The organism is Streptomyces sp. A3M-1-3 (assembly GCF_024213665.1).
Taxonomy (GTDB): Bacteria; Actinomycetota; Actinomycetes; order Streptomycetales; family Streptomycetaceae; genus Streptomyces.
The window spans coordinates 73,930-94,496 of sequence record NZ_JANAVP010000013.1; the positions used below are offsets into that span (position 1 = coordinate 73,930).

General features: G+C 70.9%; 20 protein-coding genes. 9 read left to right on the forward strand and 11 right to left on the reverse strand.

Translation table 11 applies throughout. The features are described from left to right. Window positions 1–11: 11 nt before the first annotated feature. Complete coding sequence (locus NLX86_RS16805) at window positions 12–665, reverse strand: DUF4360 domain-containing protein (RefSeq protein WP_254372518.1); 654 nt, start codon at window positions 663–665, stop codon at window positions 12–14. 1,048 nt (window positions 666–1,713) lie between these two features. Further along, complete coding sequence (locus tag NLX86_RS16810; RefSeq protein ID WP_254372519.1) at window positions 1,714–2,136, reverse strand: NAD(P)-dependent oxidoreductase; 423 nt, start codon at window positions 2,134–2,136, stop codon at window positions 1,714–1,716. 45 nt (window positions 2,137–2,181) lie between these two features. Between NLX86_RS16810 and NLX86_RS16815 the strand changes: the two genes are divergently transcribed. Together NLX86_RS16815 and NLX86_RS16820 are read left to right on the forward strand one after the other, a co-directional pair. Beyond that, window positions 2,182–2,679, forward strand: coding sequence for a MarR family winged helix-turn-helix transcriptional regulator (locus NLX86_RS16815; RefSeq protein ID WP_254372520.1), 498 nt, complete (start codon window positions 2,182–2,184; stop codon window positions 2,677–2,679). Between the two features lie 99 nt (window positions 2,680–2,778). Further along, window positions 2,779–3,141: a cupin domain-containing protein gene (locus NLX86_RS16820; protein ID WP_254372521.1), complete on the forward strand. Its 363-nt coding sequence runs from the start codon at window positions 2,779–2,781 to the stop codon at window positions 3,139–3,141. Between the two features lie 19 nt (window positions 3,142–3,160). Here NLX86_RS16820 and tgmB read toward each other — a convergent pair whose 3' ends face one another. Further along, window positions 3,161–4,090: an ATP-grasp ribosomal peptide maturase gene (gene tgmB / locus NLX86_RS16825; RefSeq protein WP_254372522.1), complete on the reverse strand. Its 930-nt coding sequence runs from the start codon at window positions 4,088–4,090 to the stop codon at window positions 3,161–3,163. 16 nt (window positions 4,091–4,106) lie between these two features. After that, window positions 4,107–4,298: a putative ATP-grasp-modified RiPP gene (gene tgmA, locus NLX86_RS16830; RefSeq protein ID WP_254372523.1), complete on the reverse strand. Its 192-nt coding sequence runs from the start codon at window positions 4,296–4,298 to the stop codon at window positions 4,107–4,109. 203 nt (window positions 4,299–4,501) lie between these two features. On the opposite strand from tgmA, the gene NLX86_RS16835 reads away from it, so the two are divergent. Further along, a complete protein-coding gene (locus NLX86_RS16835) occupies window positions 4,502–5,347 on the forward strand; it encodes a pentapeptide repeat-containing protein (RefSeq protein WP_254372524.1) in 846 nt (281 codons plus the stop codon). Between the two features lie 72 nt (window positions 5,348–5,419). Beyond that, on the forward strand, window positions 5,420–6,700 hold the full coding sequence (locus NLX86_RS16840; protein ID WP_374213897.1) for a PP2C family protein-serine/threonine phosphatase: 1,281 nt from the start codon (window positions 5,420–5,422) through the stop codon (window positions 6,698–6,700). Window positions 6,701–6,723: 23 nt separating this feature from the next. On the opposite strand, the gene NLX86_RS16845 is transcribed toward NLX86_RS16840, so the two are convergent. From NLX86_RS16845 to NLX86_RS16865, 5 genes are all read right to left on the reverse strand, one after another. Continuing rightward, window positions 6,724–7,593, reverse strand: a complete 870-nt coding sequence (locus NLX86_RS16845) for a carbohydrate ABC transporter permease (protein ID WP_254372525.1) — start codon at window positions 7,591–7,593, stop codon at window positions 6,724–6,726. Beyond that, window positions 7,590–8,969 carry a carbohydrate ABC transporter permease gene (locus tag NLX86_RS16850; protein WP_254372526.1) on the reverse strand — a complete coding sequence of 460 codons (1,380 nt, stop codon included), beginning with the start codon at window positions 8,967–8,969 and terminating at the stop codon, window positions 7,590–7,592. Before NLX86_RS16850 ends, NLX86_RS16845 begins: the two co-directional genes overlap by 4 nt. A gap of 11 nt (window positions 8,970–8,980) precedes the next feature. After that, complete coding sequence (locus tag NLX86_RS16855; protein WP_254372527.1) at window positions 8,981–10,309, reverse strand: ABC transporter substrate-binding protein; 1,329 nt, start codon at window positions 10,307–10,309, stop codon at window positions 8,981–8,983. A gap of 41 nt (window positions 10,310–10,350) precedes the next feature. Then, window positions 10,351–12,030 carry a glycoside hydrolase family 13 protein gene (locus NLX86_RS16860; RefSeq protein WP_254372528.1) on the reverse strand — a complete coding sequence of 560 codons (1,680 nt, stop codon included), beginning with the start codon at window positions 12,028–12,030 and terminating at the stop codon, window positions 10,351–10,353. 195 nt (window positions 12,031–12,225) lie between these two features. After that, on the reverse strand, window positions 12,226–13,515 hold the full coding sequence (locus NLX86_RS16865; protein ID WP_254372529.1) for an ABC transporter substrate-binding protein: 1,290 nt from the start codon (window positions 13,513–13,515) through the stop codon (window positions 12,226–12,228). Between the two features lie 166 nt (window positions 13,516–13,681). On the opposite strand from NLX86_RS16865, the gene NLX86_RS16870 reads away from it, so the two are divergent. From NLX86_RS16870 to NLX86_RS16885, 4 genes are all read left to right on the forward strand, one after another. Further along, window positions 13,682–14,188: a PadR family transcriptional regulator gene (locus NLX86_RS16870; protein WP_254372530.1), complete on the forward strand. Its 507-nt coding sequence runs from the start codon at window positions 13,682–13,684 to the stop codon at window positions 14,186–14,188. Next, window positions 14,185–14,976, forward strand: a complete 792-nt coding sequence (locus tag NLX86_RS16875) for an ABC transporter ATP-binding protein (RefSeq protein ID WP_254372531.1) — start codon at window positions 14,185–14,187, stop codon at window positions 14,974–14,976. Before NLX86_RS16870 ends, NLX86_RS16875 begins: the two co-directional genes overlap by 4 nt. Window positions 14,977–14,978: 2 nt before the next feature. After that, complete coding sequence (locus tag NLX86_RS16880; protein WP_254372532.1) at window positions 14,979–17,339, forward strand: FtsX-like permease family protein; 2,361 nt, start codon at window positions 14,979–14,981, stop codon at window positions 17,337–17,339. Window positions 17,340–17,460: 121 nt separating this feature from the next. Then, on the forward strand, window positions 17,461–17,850 hold the full coding sequence (locus tag NLX86_RS16885) for a VOC family protein (protein ID WP_254372533.1): 390 nt from the start codon (window positions 17,461–17,463) through the stop codon (window positions 17,848–17,850). A 50-nt stretch (window positions 17,851–17,900) separates the two neighbouring features. Here NLX86_RS16885 and NLX86_RS16890 read toward each other — a convergent pair whose 3' ends face one another. Further along, the gene (locus NLX86_RS16890; protein WP_302061422.1) at window positions 17,901–18,143 is read right to left on the reverse strand and encodes a DUF6213 family protein; all 243 of its coding nucleotides are present in this window, start codon (window positions 18,141–18,143) and stop codon (window positions 17,901–17,903) included. A 24-nt stretch (window positions 18,144–18,167) separates the two neighbouring features. After that, entirely contained in the window at window positions 18,168–19,061 is an 894-nt protein-coding gene (locus NLX86_RS16895) for an arginase family protein (protein ID WP_254372535.1), read from the reverse strand. A gap of 219 nt (window positions 19,062–19,280) precedes the next feature. Between NLX86_RS16895 and NLX86_RS16900 the strand changes: the two genes are divergently transcribed. Next, window positions 19,281–20,378 carry a sugar ABC transporter substrate-binding protein gene (locus NLX86_RS16900; RefSeq protein ID WP_254372536.1) on the forward strand — a complete coding sequence of 366 codons (1,098 nt, stop codon included), beginning with the start codon at window positions 19,281–19,283 and terminating at the stop codon, window positions 20,376–20,378. Window positions 20,379–20,567 lie beyond the last annotated feature (189 nt).

Consider the following 20,567-nt stretch of genomic DNA (forward strand, 5'->3'; position numbering starts at 1 on the left):
CCGTTCATGCGTTATGCCGGGTCGGGGCATTCCTTCCACGCAAGGTGGTAGATGGTGCTGATACCGGCGTCCGTCGAGTCCATTGTCATGAAGCTCGTCGTCTTCTTCGGATCGGATGTGCCGGCGCTGACGCGCAGTTCGGTGTTGATGTTGAAGTTGCGCTTCTCGCCACACGGCGCCCACACGAGCGCGGCGACCTCGGTCTCGTCGGAGGCCTGCCAGTTGTCGTTGTACGGGCCCTTGAACGGGTGCGTTTTGTGGACCGTCTGCGGCATCCCCTGGAAGTAGTAGTTCGCCCTCTCCTGGGCCGTTGCGCCTTTCTCCAGGTACGCGTATCCGCGGTAGTCCGCCCTTGCGATGGCGTACGTGAAGCCCTGCGGAACGTGGACGCGGAGATTGAGCTGGCAGTTCTTCCGGAAGTCGGTCGGCGAGGCGCCGACGCCCACCTGGGCGAGGTACTCGCTGTACGTCACGGTGAACGCGGTGTTGTCGGGCGCGACGGCGACGGCGGCGGTCCCCTCGGGACACCCCGATCCGTTGACGGTCGCGAGTTCGATCACGATCTTGTCGGGCGGCGCCACGATGGTCGAGGGTGAGCTCTGCGCGGACGTTGCCGAGATGAATAACGCCGCGATCGCGCCGCCGACAGTCAGAGTTCTGCGCATGGATGTTCTCCATTGGACGGAAGTGGAGGAAATGCGGGGGACTTGCCGAGATGGCGCGCATATCTCAGCACTACGCAACCACGTTGTGAAGAGGGCCCAGCCGGGAATAGCGGCGCGGACGCCTCCACGCGGCGTGATCCGGCCGAATCCGTGAACGGCCGGAACGGGTCTCGAAAGAGCCCGGAATTCTCAGGAGGACATGCGCACCGCATGCGCCTGGAGAACGTGGAGCAGAACGTCCCGCCGCCGTCCGCGGCCCGCCGCATATCGGTGAATCCCCGGTCCCAGTAGGGCGCGGTGGCGAATCCGGTGGCCGACGCGTCGGCGCGGACGGACTCGATCACGGCGAGGCCGGCGGTGTCCGGTCGGCGTACGCCGTCCATGGACGGACCACCGCATCGTCAAATCCGGCCGCTGCCGGCAGCGGGAGCAGCTGACGCACGATCAGCGCGTTTCCGCCGCCGGCGGGCCGGCAGCCGCATCTGGCGCTGCCGGGTGGGGGAACGCCGCCTCGTCCCGTGGCCAGGCGCACCGTCCGACCATGCTCCGGGGGTGGGCGGTCCGACTGGCCAGCCCGGCAGCTGCGGCCGCGCCATCGCGGACGGCCGCCTCCCGGACCCTCGCCGGCGACCTGCGCGTATCCCGAGGCGCGGTCACCGAGGCCTACCCGCGCGCCTGATCGAGGACGGACACGCCGTCGCGCGCGGGCGCACCGGTAGCGGCGCAGGAACGTGTTCCGGCCGCCCGGCCGCAGCTGCCCGGGCCGTTCGCCTCCGCTTCCGGTGCCGGCATCTTCGACGCGATCCGAGCGGTACCGGCCCGGATCGACCGCGCGGTCGCCAACCGGCCGGCCCGCAACCGCGGCATCAGGGTGGACCCGCCATGCCGGGCGACTTCAGCGGAGGCATGGCAATTCCGGGCGAGGTTCTGCGGCGCCTGCCGTGACTGGGTACGCGAGTCCTCGCCGGCCGAGCCCGCGCTGCGCGGGCTGCTCGACGCGCTCCGGGACGCGGCGGCGACGCCGTAACCGCGACGCGGCGACCCGATGTCAGTACGCTGCCGTGAACCGAGGCCGGTGGTGCCTGGGCCGCTCGGCCTCGTCCAACAGCGCGACCGCGAGGTCCTCCATGGAGATCGCCGAGCCGCCCTCGGCGTCGACCAGCAACTCGTCAGTCCCCACCCGGTAGTTGCCGGTGCGCTCTCCCGGCTCCAGCAGGGCGGCCGGGCTCGGATAAGCCCAGTCGACGCCCGTTTCGGTGACGCGGCAGGCGTCGAGTTGCTCATTGCACGCCAGCGCGATGCCGCGCCGAGCAGCGGGAAAACCCGGGTCGTCGATCACGGTACGTCCGCCGTTGCCGGGTACGGTCAGGCTGCCCGCGCCACGGAATTCGGAGGTGACGAGGTAGGTGGTCCCCCAAACCATGGGCGCCGGCGCGGTCACCAGGATGATGCCGATTCGATTTCTTAGCACTAAGACAATATATCTCACCACTAAGAGATCAGCTAGGCTGGGCCCATGACCGACCACGTCGACCGTGTGCTGGAGCAGTGGGCCGCCGAGCGCCCCGATCTTGATGCGTCACCCATGGCGGTGATCGGGCGTCTGAAGCGGCTCTCGCGCCTGATCGACACCGAACTGCGCCGCACCTTCGCCGCCCACGGCCTCGACCCGGCATCCTTCGATGTGCTCGCCACCCTGCGCCGCAGCGGCCCCCCGTACCGCCTGACCCCCGCCGAGCTGATGCGGACGGCCATGGTCACCTCGGGCGCGATCACCCAGCGCCTGGACCGCCTCGAAGACCGCGGCCTGGTGTCACGTACCCCCAGCGCAGCGGACGGCCGCGTCGTACACGTCTCGCTCACCGCCGACGGCCGCACACTCATCGACCGCGCCCTGCCCGACCATGTCGCCAACGAGAACCGGCTGCTGGGCGCACTCGGCACGAGCGAGCGAGACGCCCTCGCCGACGCCCTGCGGAGTCTGCTCGTATCACTCGGCGACACCACGGACTGACCGCTTCGGCAGCCCCGCTCCGCTCCTGCGGCGCGTCGGCCGGTCCGGCGAGATGATGGAGACGACGGGTTCTTCCATCCGCGGAGGGAGCGGAACGTCATGCTTGAGATGAAGAACGTCAGAGAAGCTGACGAGAGCCGTGATTTCCCCAACGGACATCTCGATGTCGTCAGTCTGCCGGGCATGAACTTCGGTGTGGCCAAGTTCGAGCCGGGGTGGCGCTGGTCCGAGTCGGTGCGGCCGCTGGCCGGGACGGACAGCTGCCAGTTCTCGCACATCGGCTATGTCGCCGAGGGGCGCCTGCACGTACTGATGGACGACGGTACGGAGGGCGAGGCGGGCCCGGGCGACCTGTTCGTGTGCTCGCCGGGACACGACGCCTGGGTGGTGGGGGACGAGCCGGCCCTGGTCTACGACATGGCCGGCGAGATAACGGACTACGCGAAGCCGCAGAACGCCTGAGATCTTCGGGTCTAGGGATCTAGGGAGCGGTGCCGGCGAGCCAGGACGCCACGCTCTCGGCGATGGGCTGCTCGGTGTGGAGCTCGATGAAGCCGAACTGGCCGCCCTGATTGCTTTCGAGGAACCACCAGGTGCCCTCGGTGTCCTCGGCGAAGTCGAAGGCGCTGTAGGCGAGGCCCGCGAGGCTGGTGTAGTCGCGGACGGCGCGGGTGATGCGGTCGGGTATCGCGGTGGGCTCCCAGGCGTGCCCGGTCGTGTCGTAGCGGCCGTCGACCTGGCCGGGCGTGGACGCCTTCCGGGCGGCGAAGAGCCGGCCGCCCACGCTGGTCAGGCGGATGTCGGCCCGCTTGGGTATGTACTGCTGAAGGAGCGTCGGGCCCGCGGTGACGGCCGCGAAGTCGGTGTCCGGCCCGATGCGCGTGGTGGGCAGGGTGGTCGGCTCGTCGCCGCGGGGCGGGCCGGTCGCGGACTTCACCACGATGTCCCGGTACTGGATGGCGAACTGACGGGCGATCCGCGGGAACGTTGTGATCAGCGTGGGCGGTACGGCGAATCCGCAGCGATGGGCGGCGTGCAGCTGCCAGGGCTTGCACCGGGCCTGTGCGGCCGCGCAGGGATGGTTCATCCACCGCGCGCCGGTCGAGTACAGGGTTCCGTAGAGGGCCTGCCCGGCTTCGGCGGTGAGCCATGCGGACGGGTCGGGAGCATGCGCCGCGGGCTCGCCCGGTCTGCGGACCCAGATCGAGCGCAGGGCGCTCATGCTCAACAGCCGCCCGCCGACCGTCAGATGGCCGTAGAAGTCGCCGCGGACGTACTCGGCCGACAGGGCGGCCTCACCGGGAAGATCGGCGGGATCCAGGCGTACCAGCGGGACCCCGCGCTCGTGCAGCTCGGCCACGACCATGTCCGCGGTCACATCCTGCTTGCAGGTCAGGATCAGCACAGTCATCGGTGCGGCGGGGCGGTCAGTCGTCGAAGTGTGTCTTGGAGCCGGCCGTGGAGGCGGTGGCGCCGTGTGCCAGGAGCACGGCCCGGTCGCTGATGGCGGGCCGCCCGTCGGGCAGGACGTTCAACTGCAGGGTGGAGTCATAGGTGTAGGGGGTGATGACCGGCGAATCCTCTGCCGGAAGTGCGTAGTTCAGCGCGAACGGTCGCATGCTTTTCCTCCAGTGCCCCGTGGTGTGCTTTGGCCACACAGGTAACAGTACGTACCGATGATGTAATGGTCTCAGTACGTACCGTCACAACAGGGGCCCGGCGGGGTGAAGGTGGTCACACCGCCCGCCGGGCGGAGACAATGGGGGCTCGTCCGGAGCGCGGCACGCAGCGGCGCACACCTCGCGGCAGGAGAGCACGCACGTTGTCCCAGAAGCACGAAGCACCTTCCACCGAGGCGAGCCGTCTCGGTCTCCAGGCCGACTGCTCGAGCTGCTTCGGGCTGTGCTGTGTCGCGCTGCCCTTCGCGGCCTCGGCCGACTTCGCGGCCGACAAGGACGCCGGGCAGCCGTGTACGAACCTGCGGGCCGACTTCCGCTGCGGCATCCACACACGCCTGCGCGAGCGGGGCTTTCGTGGCTGCACCGTATTCGACTGCTTCGGCGCCGGGCAGAAGGTCTCCCAGGTCACCTTCGGCGGACAGGACTGGCGACAGGCTCCGGACACCGCGCGGCAGATGTCCGACGTCTTTCCGGTCATGCGCGGGCTCCACGAACTGCTCTGGTACCTGACCGAAGCACTGGCACTGCCGCCCGCCCGGCCCCTGCGCAGCGATCTTCGCCGGGCCCTGGACGAGATCGACGGGCTCACCCGCAGCAGTGCCGAAACGCTTGCGGAGGTGGACGTGGCGGCGCTCCGCCACGATGTCAACGCGCTGCTGCTGCGTACAAGTGAACTGGTGCGGGCCCGCGTCCCGGGCCGGAAGAAGAACCACCGGGGAGCCGATCTCATCGGGGCCAAGCTCAACGGAGCCGATCTCCGGGGCGCCAACCTCCGCGGCGCCTGTCTCATCGCCGCCGACCTCAGGGCTGCCGACCTGCGAGAGGCCGACCTGATCGGGGCGGACTTCCGGGACGCCGAGCTGAGCGGCGCCGACCTCACCGGGAGCATCTTCCTCACCCAGGCCCAGCTCAACGCGGCCAGGGGGGACGCCACCACCGAGCTGCCCCCGGCGCTCAGCCGCCCCGGCCACTGGCGGCTTGAGCCATAGTGGGTCAAAAGGCCGTTCTCCTGCTGAAATGGCTGAATCAGCGCTGATCCCAGAAGCGGCGCGCGGATCGTCGTGGAGGCTGCCCTGTCGAACCGGGAAGACGAGCACACGCGGATGCTGGCGCGGCTCCGTACGACGGAACAGGCCATCGAGCGGATCGGGACCACCCTCGACGAGCGCACCACCTGTGTGGAGCTCGCGCGGTTTCTCTGCCCGTGGCTGTGCGACGCAGCAGCGGTGGACCTTCTCGGCGAGGATGGCGCGGCGAAGCTCCCCGTGCCACCGGAGACGCCGCTCAGACGCTCCGCGACGGCGGGCCGGCCCGACCTGCTGGAGCCGCAGGCCACGCAGTACGGCGCACCGGACCCGGAGTCCGGCCCTTCGGTATCGGTGCGGGCGCTGGACGCGGGGCACCCGATCACCTCCACCGCGGCCGTGTCCGGCGGGGTGGCTCTCGCGGCTGTCTCGGTGCCGCTCCTCGCCCACGGCCGGATCTACGGGGTCCTGCTCGCCGTCCGGGCCGGCGACGCTTTCACCGATCACGAGACGGCGACCATTCACTACGCGGCACGCCTGGCGGCGGTCCACCTCGGTCACGCCCGTCGGCACGCCGAGACCCAGGCCACCGCCCTGAACCTGCAGCGGGCGCTGCTGGCCGAACCGGGTCGGCCGCATCCCAATCTCGAACTCGCCACCCGCTATCTGCCCTCGGGCTCCACCGCCCTCGTCGGAGGGGACTGGTTCGAGACCGTACGGCTGCACTACGGGCGCACCCTGCTCGTCATGGGCGACGTGATGGGGCACGGTATCGCCGCCGCGGTCGACATGAACGCGTACCGCTCCATGCTCCGCTATGTCGCCTCGACCGACCTGCCGCCCCACCGCGTACTGCGCCAGCTCGACGCCGCTGTGTCCGAGGACGGTGCCCGGCGCCCCGCGACCTGCCTGCTCGCCCGCGTCGATCCCGCACGCGGCATCGCCACCTTCGCAAGCGCGGGACATCTGCCTCCCGTGGTGTTCACGAGCGAGGGCACCGCCGATGTGCTGCACGTGCCCGTGGGGCCGCCCCTGGGCACCGGGCTGGGCGGCTACGAACTCGTCACCCGCGAGCTCGAGGCCCCCGAGACGCTGCTGATGTTCACCGACGGCCTGGTGGAGCGGCGTGGAGAGGACATCGACGTGTCGCTGTCCCGGCTGGCCGGGCTGCGGATGACCGCCGGAGCGAGTGTGGACGAGATCCTGGACGAGGTTCTGGCCCGCCTCGACGCGCATCACGCCGAGGACGACGTCGCCGTCCTCGCGGCCCGCTTCCGCCACCGCCCGGCCCCGCCACCGGCCCAGGCCGCGGGGTGAGCCGCGCGTACAGGTCGCCGCCGTCACTTGACCGAGCCGGCCATCACCCCCTGGACGAAGTGGCGCTGGAAGGCGAAGAAGACGACCACCGGGACCACCAGGGAGAGGAACGCGCCCGGCGCGAGCACGCCGATATTGCTGCCGAACTGCCGCATCTCCGACTGGAGGGCGACGGTGAGCGGCTGGGCGTCACTGTCCGCGAAGAGCAGCGCGACCAGCATGTCGTTCCAGACCCAGAGGAACTGGAAGATGGCGAGGCTGGCGAGTGCCGGCCGGCCGAGCGGCAGTATCAGCCGGGAGAAGATCCGCCACTCCCCGCCGCCGTCCATCCGGGCCGCCTCCAGCATTTCGCGCGGGATCTCGGCGAAGTAGTTGCGCAGCAGGAAGATCGCGAAGGGCAGTCCGTACGCGACATGGAAGAGGACCACGCCCGGGATGGTGCCGAACAGCCCGACGGAGCCGAACAGTTTGGCCACCGGCAGCAGCCCGATCTGCACGGGCACCACGAGGAGCCCCACCACCACCAGGAAGACCGCGTTGCGGCCCGGGAACTCCAGCCAGGCGAAGGCGTATCCGGCCAGCGCCGCGATGGCGACGACCAGGAGGGTGGTCGGCACCGAGATCAGTACGGTGTTCCAGAAGGCCCGGGTGATGCCCGAGTCCTGGAGCAGAACGGTGTAGTTGTCCAGGGACAGCTGCCCGGGGTCGGCGAGAGCCGTCCACCAGCCGGCCGCCGCGTTGTCCCGTTCGGCGCGCGCCGAGGAGAGGAACAGCCCGGCCAACGGGGTGATCCAGACGAGGGCGACCACGATCAGGACGGCCTGCACCAGTCCGTTGCCGAGCCCTCGGGCCAGCAGGCCCTGCGCACGCCCCAGCGTGCTGTGACTGCTCATTTTTCGCTCCCTCGGAAGCGCCGTACGTTGAAGATCATGGCGGGGACGACCAGCAGGAGCAGCAGCACGCTCAGGGCGCTGCCGAGTCCCTGGTTGTTGCCGCCGCCGAAGGACACCAGCCACATCCGGGTCGCCAGCACACCGGCCTCTTCCTGGACCGGCCCCGGCGCGATGATGTAGACGAGGTCGAAGACCTTCATCACATTGATCACCAGGGTCACGAAGACCACCGTGAGTACCGGAGCGAGCAGCGGCACCGTGATCTTCCGGAAGATCTGGAACTCGGTGGCGCCGTCCATCCGGGCCGCCTCCAGGGCGTCCCGGGGGAGGGCGGCCAGCCCCGCGCCGATCAGCACCATCGAGAAGCCGGTCCAGACCCAGAGATAGGCGCCGATGACGGCCGGGGTCACCAGAGCGGGTCCGAGCCAGGAGACGCCCTCGTAGGGGGCGGCGAAGTTCTCGGCCGGCAGCCGCACCGTGTACGAACCGGCTTCCAGCCCGCGGAAGGTGAACGAGCCGTCCGCGGCGGTGGCGGCCGTGGCTGCCACCCGGCCGTCCCGTACCACCTCGACCGTCATCCGCGGCAAGCCCTTCTCGGCCGGGTCGACCTGGCCCGCCGTACCGCCTCCGCCGGGAGTGAAGTCGAGGTAGACCACCCCGCTGACCGCGTCCGCGGCGCCCGCGGCGGGTGCGGCGGCGGCCTCGGACCGGGCGGGGCGGGCGTCGGCAGGCATCTGGTCCGGCGCCACCCCCACGAAGCCGAGGCTGACCGACTGCCCGGGCCGGACCGCGTCGGTGGTGCGGTACGCCCCGCCCGCGTCCCCGGCCAGGCCCTGGTTCTCCCGGGCGCGGGCGGTGGGGTAGGCGGACCGGTCGTTGAAGGCGTCGTGCACGCCGACGACGACTGCGTTGAGTACGCCCCGGTTCGGGTCCTGCTCGTAGGCGAGCCGGAAGATGATGCCGGCCGCGAGGAACGACACGGCCATGGGCAGGAACAGCACGAGCTTGAACGCGGTCGCCCAGCGCACCTTCTCGGTGAGTACGGCGAGAACCAGGCCCAGCCCGGTCAGCAGGACCGGGGCGACGACCACCCAGATGGTGCTGTTCCGGATCGCCTTGAGCGTCGCCGGATCGCGGAATATCTCGGCGTAGTTCCCGCCGCCGACGAAGCGGTCGCCGCTCGCGTCGAAGAGGCTGCGTCCGAGGGAGAACAGCACGGGGTAGACGACCAGCGCGCCCAGCAGCAGCAGGGCGGGCAGGACGAACACCACCGCGATGTTCCGCTTCCTGCGCTGGGCCCGCCGCCGCGGACTCACGTCCCGTGGCGCGCCGGCGGCGGGGGCGGGGGACGGGGCGGATGTGGTGGTGACAGCCATGGCGCGGGCCCTCAGTTCCGGTACGCCTTGGCGGCCGCGGCTTCCAGCTTCGCCGCCGTGCCCTTCGGGTCGGAGGGGTCGCGCAGGAAGTCCTGGAGGAGCTTCCACTCGCCCGCGCCCTTGGTGCCGCCGAACGCGGCCGGGGCCTGGTCGGACATGTCGAAGCGGACGGAGTCACCTGCCTTGACCAGCGATTCGGCCGTGGCGCGGGTGGTGTCGTCGGAGTAGGAGGCAGGGTCCACCTCCTTGTTGGGGGAGAGGAAGCCTCCCGCGCCGGCCCAGACGGAGGCGGCCTCGGGCGTGGCCAGGAACTCCAGCAGTCGCATCGCGGCCTTCTGGTTCTTGCCGTCCTTGAGTACGACGGCCGCGTCTCCGCCGCTCACCACGGGGGCCTTGCCGTTGCCGACGCCGGGGAACGGGAAGAACTTGGCGTCCTTGCCAAGGCTCTTGCCGAACTCGTCCTTGGCTATTCCGCCGACGAAGTCGCCCTCGTAGACCATGCCGGCCTTCGGCGCGGGGCCGAAGACCTGCTCGACCGAGGCCGGGAAGTCGGTGCCGAGCGCGCCGTCGGAGCCGCCGGCCACCAGCTGCTTGTCCTTGAACAGTTCACCCAGCGTCGTGAGCGCCTCCACCACACTCGCATCGGTCCACGGCAGGGTGTGGGCCGCCAGCTTGTCGTACTTCTCGGGCCCGGCCTGGGAGAGGTAGATGTTCTCGAACCAGTCGGTCAGGGTCCAGCCGTCCTCCCCCGCGACGGAGAAGGCCGGGAGCCCGGAGTCGGCGAGCGTCCGGCCGGTCTTGAGCATCTCCGCGTAGTTCTTGGGCTCGGCCACTCCGGCCTGCTCGAACGCGCTCGGGCTGTACCAGACGGTGGACTTGTGGGCGGCCTTGAAGTACAGCCCGTAGTACGTCTTGTCGACGGTTCCGTAGCTCTTCCACACCTCGGCCAGGTTGCCGCCGGCCGTCGTGGCGGTCTGCTTCGACAGCGGGGCGAGCCAGCCCTCCTTGGCGAACTGCTGCAGTACGCCGACCTGAGGCACCATCACCACGTCGGGCGCGTTGCCGCCCTCGATCTTGCTGCCGACGAAGGTGGAGACATTGTCGCCGGTGGGCACGAAGTCGGTCTTGGCGCCGGTCTTCTCGGCGAAGGCGTCCAGCACCTTCTTGAAGTTCTTCTGCTCGCTGCCGGTCCAGACTCCGGCCACGGTCACGCTCTGGCCGCTGAGTTCCTTGCCGCTCGCCGGGCCGGGTGAGCCGCCGCAGGCAGTCGCGCCGAGGGCGAGGGCGAGTACGGCCGATGCGGCCGCCGTCGTCCGGGGTGTGGTGGTGAGTCGTCGCATGGTGACATTCCTTCCGAAAGGGTGAGGTTGAAGCGGGTGGTTCACGGGGTGGTGCAGTCGCCCGTCCACCACGCGGCGGTCGCTCCGGGCAGCACACCGTCCGGGCAGGGGCCGCTGGAGAGCAGCGGGGTGCCGGGGACGGGGGCGGGCACCGGCTCGGTACCGAAGTTGACGGCGCAGATCAGCCCGTCGCCGCGGGCCACGGCCAGCACCTGCGGGGGTGCCTCCAGCCAGCGCAGGCTGCCCTCGCCCAGCTGCGGCAGGCTGCGGCGCAGCTGAAGTCCCTCGCGGTACAGGTGCCAGAAGGACCGGGTGTCGGCCAGCGCCCGGTCGGTGGCGTGCTCGGCGAACCACTCGGGCTGCGGCAGCCAGGGCCGGGCACCGGCCGCGCCCTGGCTGAAGCCGAACGGGGAGGCGTGACCGGACCAGGGCAGGGGCACGCGGCAGCCGTCCCGGATGCGCTTGCGGCTGCCGGTGCGGTGGAAGATCGGGTCGGTGAGGACGTCGTCCGGGAGATCCAGGACCTCCGGAAGGCCGAGCTCTTCGCCCTGGTAGACGTACGCGGCTCCGGGCAGCGCCAGCATCAGCAGGGCGGCGGCGCGGGCCCGTGCGGCGCCGAGGCCGCTGCCCTCCACGCCGGGCTCGCCCGCGTACCGGGTGACCGTGCGGACCTGGTCGTGGTTGTTGAGCACCCAGGTGACGGTGGAGCCGGTCCCGGCGATGTCGCGTATCGCCTCGGTGATGGTCGCGCGGAACGCGCCGGCGTCCCAGGGGGCGCTGAGCAGGTCGAAGAAGAACGCCTGGTGCAGCTCGTCGGAGCGTACGTACTCGGCGTGTTCACGCGCGGTCGGTACGGAGACCTCGCCGACCAGCAGCCGCTCGTTGCCGTCCAGGGCGGTGTACTCCTCGCACACCGACCGCCAGCGCCGCCACACCTGGTGGACCTCGGGCTGGTTCCAGGCCAGCGGGTTCACCGAGTCCCGGGCCCGCTCGTCGGCGCCGGGGTCGGCCGAGTCGGGCAGCTCCGGGTGCTTGAAGAGGCCGGCGGCGACATCGATGCGGAAGCCGTCCACGCCCCGGTCCAGCCAGAAGCGCAGCACCTGCTCGAAGGAGTCGCCGACCTCGGGGTTGCGCCAGTTCAGGTCCGGCTGCTGCGGGGTGAACAGGTGCAGATACCACTGCCCGGGGATGCCGTCGGGCTCCGTGATGCGGCTCCAGGCGGGGCCGCCGAACATCGCCCGCCAGTTGTTGGGCGGTTCCGAGCCGTCCGGCCCGCGGCCGTCGGCGAAGTGGAAGCGGGCGCGGGCGGCGCTCACCGCGTCGGCGGCGACCGCTTCGCGGAACCAGGGGTGCTCGCTGGAGCAGTGGTTGGGGACGATGTCCAGCAGCAGTCTGAGTCCGAGTCGCCGGGCGTCGGCCATCAGCAGGTCGAACTCGGCCAGGTCACCGTAGACGGGGTCGACGTCGCAGTAGTCGGCCACGTCGTAGCCGTGGTCGTGCTGGGGCGACGGATAGAACGGGCTGAGCCAGATCCCGTCGACACCGAGCTTCCTCAGGTACGGCAGGCCCGCCCGTACGCCGGCCAGATCGCCGATGCCGTCCCCCGTGCTGTCGAGGAAGCTGCGTACGTACACCTGGTAGATCACCGCATCGCGCCACCAGGCGGTGGTGGCAGTGGTGCGTGACGGATGGCCGATGCCGGCCGGAAGAGCTGTCAGCATCTCGCGTTGACCTGTTCCTGCTGGATGCGAGAGCGCCCCAGAGCGGGTGCGCTGTTATGCATGCATGTTAAGTAGCGGTGACCAGTAGGTGTCAACGATGCTGCAAGAAACAGCCCAGGTATGCCCGTTATTTGATGGTATGACAGAGGACGTGTTACCTAACACGAAAGTAAGGTGAACGAGGGCAGAGCGGATTCAGCCCTTGCGGGAGATCGATCCCAGCTCGCGGGACAGCCGCGCCACCGCCTGCTCCGGCGTCTGACGCAGGGCCATGACGTCCTGCACGACGGCCTGCACGGCGAGGCTCACCTGGTCGTACTGCGGGCTCTTGGGGCGCGGCTCGGCCGCCAGCACGCTCTGTCGCAGCGTCGGCAGATACGGGAAGTCCCGGACCAGCGCGGGGTCCTCGTACAGCGCGGCGCGCACCGGCGGCAGGGAGCCCTCGGTGAGCACCTGGCGCTGGACCCGCTCGCTGGTGAGGTAGGAGATCAGATCGGCGGCCGACTCCGGATGCCGGGAACGGCTGCTGACGGCGAGATTGGAGCCGCCCAGGACACTGGTGCCCGGTCCGGAGGGACCGGGAAGTGGCGCCGCCCCGAACTTGCCGGCCACCTTCGACCCCTTGGCGCCCGCCACCGAATACACGTAGGGCCAGTTCCGCAGGAAGAGCAGCCGGCCGTCCTGGAACGCCTGCCGGGACTCCTCCTCCTTGTAGCCGCGGGCCTCCGGAGAGATCCAGCCGTCCCGTACCCCGCCGGCCAGGAACTCCAGTCCCGAGCGGGCCGCGGCCGAGTCGACCGAGACCTTGGCGCCGTCGTCCCGCAGGAAGGAGCCGCCTGCCGAGTGCACCGCCTCGGTGGCGTTCACCGTGAGCCCCTCGTACGGCAGGAACTGGCCCGCGTAACCGTCCATGCCGTACTCGGGCGCGAGGGTCCGGGCCTGCCGGGCCAGCTCCGCCCAGGTGCGCGGCGGTTGTTCGCCCGCGCGCTCCAGGATGTCCGACCGGTAGTAGAGCAACCCGGCATTCGTGACATAAGGGACGGCATACAGGCGGCCGTCGAAGGTGGCGGTGTCCACGACCGGCGGCAGGAAGGTGTCCAGCGGGAACCGGTCCGGCTTCAGCGGACGGACCCAGCCGGCCGCGGCGAACTCGGAGGTCCAGGCCACATCGATGTTCAGGACGTCGAAGCGGTCGCTGCCCGAGCGCAGTTCACTGATCATCTGGGCCCGGGTCTCGTCGGCCGAGTCGGGCAGTTCGACGAGGGTCACCCGCTCTTTCGGACGGCCGCGGTTCCAGTCGTCCAGCAACGGACCCAGGTACTCGGTGAGATCGCCCGCCGTCACGAGCGTCATGGGCCCGCGGCCCTTCATGGAGCCCGCGTCCCCGTCCGCCGCACCTCGGGGGTGGGCGCCGAATCCCGCGTAACCCGCCAGGAGGACCGCGACCACGAGGAGACCCCTACCCGCGGCATGCATCCACCGCATAGGTTCCTCCCAGTGCACCGATCCGGCTGCGCCGCCGTCCATCGTGGCCTATGTATACCCGTTAGGCATGGGCGATACTAGACACCCAGGCGGAGAAAGCGGGTGGCGCGGACCACTCTCGCATTCCGGCCAACAAGAAACTACGGATCGGGAGGGAGGGGAGCGCGTGCGGCTGCCGCTCCTGGCACTCCTCACCCGTGGCCCGGCGCATGGTTACGAGCTCAAGCAGGACCTTGAGAAGCTCCTGGGCGCCGCGTACCCTCAGCCGAACGTCGGCCAGATCTATGTCACCCTCGGGCGGCTGGAAAAGGCCGGTCTGATCGCCGGCGAGGACGTCGAGCAGTCGGGCAGGCCCAACAAGCGTACGTACCGGCTGACCGACGCCGGGCACGAGGCCGTGCTCGGCTGGTTCGACGAGACCACCGACGAGCCGCGGGTACGGGACGAGTTCTTCATGAAGCTCGCCCTCGCACCGGAGTCGGGCCTGGCCGACCCCATCGCCCTGATCAACAAGCAGCGGCGGCAGTACCTGAACACCATGCGCGACCTGTCGAAGCTGGCCGCCGCCGAGGACCGGAACAACCGGGTCTCCCAGCTGCTGATCGAGGGCGCCATGCTGCATCTGCAAGCCGACCTCGACTGGCTGGAACGCTGTCAGGAGGAGCTGGAATGAGCGACGACACCGCTCCTGCCGCGACCGGCGTACCCGGCCCCGGGGACCCGGCGCCGATCGTGCGCGCCGAGGGACTGACCAAGAGCCACCACGGCGAGGGCACACCAGTCGAAGCCGTACGTGCCGTGGATCTCACCGTCCAGCCCGGTGAGTTCGTCGCCGTCACCGGCCCCTCCGGAGCCGGCAAGTCCACGCTGCTGCACCTCATCGGCGGACTCCAGCGGCCCGACAGCGGCCGCCTCTGGCTCGACGGCCAACGGGTGGACACCTTTTCCGAGGCACGCTGGGCGGTGCTGCGCCGCCGGAGCATCGGCATCGTGTTCCAGTTCTTCAATCTCGTCTCCGACCTCACCGTCGCCGACAACGTCGAACTGCCCGCACTGCTCGCGGGCGCCTCGCCCAAGGCCGCCCGGGACAGCCGAGGTGACCTGCTCGCCGAGCTCGGCCTCGAAGGCAGGGAACGGTCCATGCCCGGCGAACTCTCCGGCGGCGAACAGCAGCGCGTCGCGCTGGCCAGAGCCCTGGTGAACCACCCCGCGCTGCTGCTCGCCGACGAACCGGCCGGCAGCCTGGACAGCAAGGGAACCCGGGAGGTGCTGCGGCTCCTCTCCCGGTTCCACCAGCGCGGCCAGACGATCCTGCTGGTCACCCACGACGCCCGGATGGCCAGCGCGGCCGACCGGGTCATCAGCTTCTTCGACGGACGCACAGCCGACGACGCGGCGCTCGGCGGCGGGCACCGGAGCCCGGGCCGAGGAGTCTCCGGCGTACTCGAACTGAAGGAGTGACCGTGCGGGCCACCCTGCGCTGGGCGCACGCCGATCTCCGGGCACACCGCGGCCAAGCCTTCTTCGTCGTGCTGGCCAGCGCCGGCATCATCGCCTCGCTGCTGCTCGCCGGGGCCCTGTTCAGCTACGCCGCCAACCCCTGGCAGCGGATCTTCACCCAGTCCCAGGGGGCCCATGTCTGGCTCCACACCCGGGTCGCCGCGGACGCCGGTGCCCTGTCGGGGCTGGACGGTGTCGTCGGTGTCTCCGGCCCGTACCGCACCGCCAGGACCACGCTGGAGTCGCGCGGCGCACGGGCGGGCGTGGCCCTGCGCGCGGCGGACACCCAGCCACCCGAGACCGGCCGGCCACTCGTCACCGCGGGCAGCTGGCTCGCCCCGCCGGCCGACGGCAGCGACACCGTCGTACTGGAGAGCTCGGTCGCGCGGGTGCTGTGGGCGGAGCCGGGCGACACCCTCACCGTCACGGGACCGGACGGCACCGCACACCCCGTCCGGGTGACCGGGGTCGCCGAGGCCGCCGAACCCCGCTACCGGCCCGGCGGTCAGCCGGGCATCGGCTGGGTGCTGCCGGCCACACTCGACCGCATTGCACCGGGGAGCACCGGGACCGGGTCCGGGGCAGGGACCGGGTCCGGGGCAGGGACCGGGCACAGCGTAGGACTGCGACTGGACGATCCGGGCGACACCGACTTCACCGTCCAGCGCGCCGTCACCCTGCTCGGCGCCGACCGAGTCGCCCACGTCACCACATGGCAGCAGGCCCGCGCCGAGGCCGGGGGCGACGACCGGCTGCTCGGGCAGCTGTTCGCCGTGTTCGGGCTGGGCGCGCTGCTCGCCGCCGCGCTCGCCGCCTCCGGTGCCATCGGCGCCAGGATCCGGGGACAGCTGAGGGACATCGCGATCCTCAAGGCGATCGGTTTCACGCCCGGCCAGGTGATACGCGCCTTCCTCCTCCAGCACCTCGCCTTCGCGCTGCTCGGGGTCACCCTGGGCACGGCGGCGATCGCACTGCTGGGCGCCCGGATACCGGGCAGGATCGGGGAGGCCGCCGCCGTGTGGCAGGACCTGCCCGGATACACGGCGCTGATGCTCGGCGTCCCGAGCGGCGCGGTACTCGTGATCGCGGCCGCCACCGGACTCGCGGCCTGGCGGGCCGGCCGGGTCCCGCCCGTGCCGGCCGCCCGGGCGGCGCTCCCCTCGGTCGCGCCCATGACCGGCCTCGGGCGCCGGGCACTCGGGATGCGGGTGCCGCCGGCCCTCGTGCTCGGCTGGCGGGCGGCGTTCCCCCGCCGCCCGCGCACCCTGACCACCGTCGCCCGGCTCGCGCTTCCGCTGCTCATGATCACGGTCGCGCTGGTCGCCTGGTCCACCCTGGACCAGTTCCGCAGCAGCCCGGCGCGGATGGGACTGCCCGCAGCGTTGACCGTACGGGCCGAGCGGCCCGGCAGCCTCACCGGCCAGGAACTCGCCCGCGTACTGAGCGCGCCCCCGGACGTCGAGGCGGTCCACCCCGGGGTGGAGGTCGCGGCCCTCGTGCCGGGACAGACCGGCACCATCACCCTGCGCGGGCTGGGCACAGCGCGCGACCCCTATCCGTTCACCGTCGTCGAGGGCCGCCCCGCCGACGGCCCCGACGAAGCGGTCGCAGGCCAGGGGCTGCTCGATCTGCTGGACGTACGGGTCGGCGACTGGGTACGGATGACCGTCGAAGGGCGGCCGCAGATCCTGCACATCGTCGGACGCAGCATCGAACCGGAAGCCGGCGGCCGGGTGATCTCCACGACGGTCGACACGCTCCGGGAACGGGACCCCGAGCTGCGGCCGGACGTCCGCCACCTCGTCCTGCGGCCGGGTTCCGATCCCCGGTCGGTGAGCGCCGAGCTGGCCGACGCGGCCGGGGGCGCCCTCGAGATCCGGGAGACCCACAACCCGGCCGACGAGCTGGAACCCGCGCGAGGGGTGATCGCGGCCCTGATCGCCGTACTCGCCCTGATCGGGCTCACCGAACTCCTGACGCTGATCGGCACCGGCGTCCGCGACCGCGGCCGCGATCTGCTCGCGCTCAAGGCCATCGGACTGACACCCCGGCAGATCAGCGCGGCCATCGTGGCGGCCGCCGGCTTCCCGGCCCTCGCGGCCGCCGTCCTCGGCACGGGACTCGGCGTACTCTCGGGCAGCTGGCTGGTGGACACGCAGGGCCGCTCCAGCGGCATGGGAGCCGGCATCGCCCACCTCCCGCCCGCGCCGCTGCTGGCCTCGGTCGTTGCGGGCGCCCTCCTGGGCGCGGTCGCGGCCGCCGCGCTGCCGGCCGCCCGGGCCGCCCGCCGCCGCCTGGCGGACTCCCTGAGCGAGACGCTCTGACCGACCGTGGGCGGGGTCGATGCACGTCCCAGTAGGATCACCGGTACGGCATCGCGTGTCGGCCACTGGCAGGGTGAGGCCTGGAGGTGCCCGTGAGATTGCCGGACGGAGGCACTCCACCGTGTCAGTGCAGTTGAATCACACAATCATCCACGCCCGGGACAACCGGGAATCCGCCGAATTTCTGGCGCACATCCTCGGCCTCGAGACCGGGCCGGCATGGGGTCCGTTCATCCCCGTCGCTCTGAGCAACGGCGTCACTCTGGACTTCGCCGCCATCCCGGCGGAGTCGATCACCTCGCAGCACTACGCGTTCCTGGTCACCGAGGAGGATTTCGACGGAATCTTCGAGCGCATCCGGGCCGCCGGGATCACGTACTTCGCCGACCCGCACGGCAAGCGGCCCGGCGAGATCAACCACAACGACGGCGGGCGCGGCGTGTACTTCATGGATCCGGCCGGCCACGGCATGGAGGTCATCACCCGCCCCTACGGAAGCGGCGATCACTGACCCGCACGCGGCTCAGGTCTCAAGTGGAGGGCGGCCGGTGAGCAGTCGGCTCACCGGCCGCTCTTGCCTTCGCCGCTCGTGTGGCCGATGCACTCGACATCGATCCGGTCGGCGAGCTTCGCCAGCTCAATGGTCAGCGCGGCCACGGTCTCCTCGTCGAGGTTCGACCCACCTGTACGCACCGCGCGCAGCCAGCCCGCGCCCAGGCTCCGCAGTACACCGCTGACATCCGAAGCCGCGGCGTGCAACACGCCCCGGTCGTCCGGAACCAGAGGGAGCGTCACTTCCTTCATCACTGGCCCTCTCCAGGGTCGGGTTCAGCGGTGGCTGGTCAATACTGACAGTCCCCGGCGCAGACACGCGGCGAGGCGGGCCGCGATCCGCCCGCCCGGGTCGAGCCGAGGGTTGAAGATCGTGACGTCGAGGCCGACGGCTCCGGAGTCGGCGAGCGCCACCTCGAGCACACGGTCCAGCTCGTCCCAGTCCAACCCGCCGGGGAGCCGGTAGTCGACCGCCGGCATGATCGCGTCGTCCAGGACGTCGACATCGAGATGGACCCAGAACCCGGAGCTGCCCCCGGCGCCGATTCGGCCGACCGCCGTGCGCGCTGCCGCGGCGGCGCCCGCTTCGCGTACGGCGCCGAGGCCGACGGTGTGCAGCTGCGGCGGCAGCGGCTGCATACCGGCCGCCGCGGACTCTTCGGCGTCCCGGAAGCCGAAGGCGACGACATCCTCGTCCCGTACCAGCGGACCCCCGCCCTCGAGGTCGGCGAGCACCCGCGGGCCACGGCCCGTCGCCAGGGCCAGTTCCATCGAGGCCGCCTCGCCCGCCGGCTCGGCCGAGGGCTGGTAGAAGTCCGTGTGGCCGTCGAGGAAGAGCAGACCGTAGCGCCCGCGCCGCTTGAGCGCGAGCAGATTGCCGAGCAGGATGCTGCAGTCGCCCCCGAGGACGACAGGGAACTGGCCGCGGCTGAGGACTTCGCCGACGGCGTCGGCCAGGTCGCCCGAGTACCGCGCGATGCCAAGCGGGTTGAGCACGCCGGTGTCGTGGTCGCGCCGAGGATCGTACGGCGGTGCGTCGACGCGGCCCGCGCTCACCGCCTCGACACCGTCGAGCAGACCGGCTGCCAGCAGCGCCGACGGCAGGTCCTCGACGCCGGAGGGCCGCAGCCCCAGAATGGACGGCGCCTCAATGACCGCGAGCTGTCGCACCCCTGCCTCCTGCGTCCAGTGGGGCTGCGCCCGGCCGGCACCGGCCGGCCCGGCACGCTTGGACGACATGTACCACACGCCCGGCCTGCCTTCACTTAGAAGAGGCATAGTCCCGTTGCCGGGTCGTTAGCGTGCGACTTCTTGACTCACACCTGAGGGCACCGTTGACTTCCTGCACCTCGGCCGCAGGAATGCGGCCTTGTCAGGGAGGCTTGGAAAGTGAACTCACCAGTGCGCCGTGCCGCCATGGCTGCCGCAGCCGCCGCAACGGCTGTCTCGCTCGCCGCATGCGGCAGTGGCGAGCCGGACGACAAGGGCGACGAGCCCAAGAAGGGCCCGCTGAACATCGGTCTGCTGCTGCCGGAAAAGGAGACCGCGCGCTACGAGAAGTTCGACCGGCCGCTCATCGAGGAGCGGATCAAGGAGCTGGCGCCGGGCGCCACCGTCACGTACCTCAATGCCGAGCAGGACGCGACGGAGCAGAAGCGCCAGGTCAACCTGCTGATCGCAGCTCAGGTGGATGCGATCATCCTGGGCGCTGTGGACACCTGGACCATCTCGAGTTCGGTGGAGAAAGCCGAGGACGAGGGCATTCCGGTGGTCGCGTTCGACCGTCTGGCCGAGGGCCCGATCGACGGGTACGCCTCGTTCGACAACGAGGAGGTCGGCCGCGTCCAGGGCAAGGCCCTGCTCGAGGCTCTGGGCGGCACGGCCAAGGACGGCAGGATCGTGATGATGAACGGCGCGATCACCGACCCCAACGCCCAACTGTTCAAGAAGGGCGCGCACTCCGTCCTCGACGGCAAGGTCGATATCGGCAAGGAGTACGACACCAGGGAATGGAAGCCGGAGAACGCCTACAACAACATGGAGGCGGCAGCCACGGCCATCGGCACGGACCGGATCATCGGCGTCTACTCCGCCAACGACGGCATGGCGGGCGGCGTCATCGACGCGCTGAAGGCGGTCGGCGTCTCGAAACTCCCGCCGGTCACCGGCCAGGACGCCGAACTCGCCGCCGTGCAGCGGATCGTCGCGGGTGAGCAGTTCATGAGCGTGTACAAGCCGTACGCGCCGGAGGCCGCGGCCGCCGCGGAGATGGCCGTGGCGCTCGCGAACGGCGAGAAGCTCGACTCGATCGCCAAGTCCGAGGTGGACAGCCCGACGAAGGCGGGCATCCCGTCGGTGCTCGTCCCGGTCGTGTCGCTGACCAAGGACAACATCGACGACACGGTCGTCAAGGACGGCGTATACACGGTCGCCGAGATCTGCACGCCGAAGTACCGGTCGGCCTGCGAGGCGCTCGGCCTGGAGTGAGCCCGCCGCGGAGCGGCAACCCGCCGGTGCGCCGGCGTGCTGCTCCGCGGGGCCGGCCCCGCCCCGTCACGGACGCGGCCCGCCGCTCGCCGCCACCGCATCGAGGCCCGTCGCCCAGGGTTCTCCACCTGGACCGCGACCCGGGGGCCGACCGGCGTGCTCTGGCCTAGGCTGGGAAGACGGGGAGGG

Bases quoted from the DNA above. Each gene is read 5' to 3' on its own strand.
- NLX86_RS16805 (WP_254372518.1), bottom strand. From the start codon at position 665: ATGCGCAGAACTCTGACTGTCGGCGGCGCGATCGCGGCGTTATTCATC.
- NLX86_RS16815 (WP_254372520.1), top strand. From the start codon at position 2,182: ATGACCGACCACGTCGACCGTGTGCTGGAGCAGTGGGCCGCCGAGCGC.
- NLX86_RS16820 (WP_254372521.1), top strand. From the start codon at position 2,779: ATGCTTGAGATGAAGAACGTCAGAGAAGCTGACGAGAGCCGTGATTTC.
- tgmB (WP_254372522.1), bottom strand. From the start codon at position 4,090: ATGACTGTGCTGATCCTGACCTGCAAGCAGGATGTGACCGCGGACATG.
- tgmA (WP_254372523.1), bottom strand. From the start codon at position 4,298: ATGCGACCGTTCGCGCTGAACTACGCACTTCCGGCAGAGGATTCGCCG.
- NLX86_RS16845 (WP_254372525.1), bottom strand. From the start codon at position 7,593: ATGAGCAGTCACAGCACGCTGGGGCGTGCGCAGGGCCTGCTGGCCCGA.
- NLX86_RS16850 (WP_254372526.1), bottom strand. From the start codon at position 8,969: ATGGCTGTCACCACCACATCCGCCCCGTCCCCCGCCCCCGCCGCCGGC.
- NLX86_RS16855 (WP_254372527.1), bottom strand. From the start codon at position 10,309: ATGCGACGACTCACCACCACACCCCGGACGACGGCGGCCGCATCGGCC.
- NLX86_RS16860 (WP_254372528.1), bottom strand. From the start codon at position 12,030: ATGCTGACAGCTCTTCCGGCCGGCATCGGCCATCCGTCACGCACCACT.
- NLX86_RS16865 (WP_254372529.1), bottom strand. From the start codon at position 13,515: ATGCGGTGGATGCATGCCGCGGGTAGGGGTCTCCTCGTGGTCGCGGTC.
- NLX86_RS16875 (WP_254372531.1), top strand. From the start codon at position 14,185: ATGAGCGACGACACCGCTCCTGCCGCGACCGGCGTACCCGGCCCCGGG.
- NLX86_RS16890 (WP_302061422.1), bottom strand. From the start codon at position 18,143: ATGAAGGAAGTGACGCTCCCTCTGGTTCCGGACGACCGGGGCGTGTTG.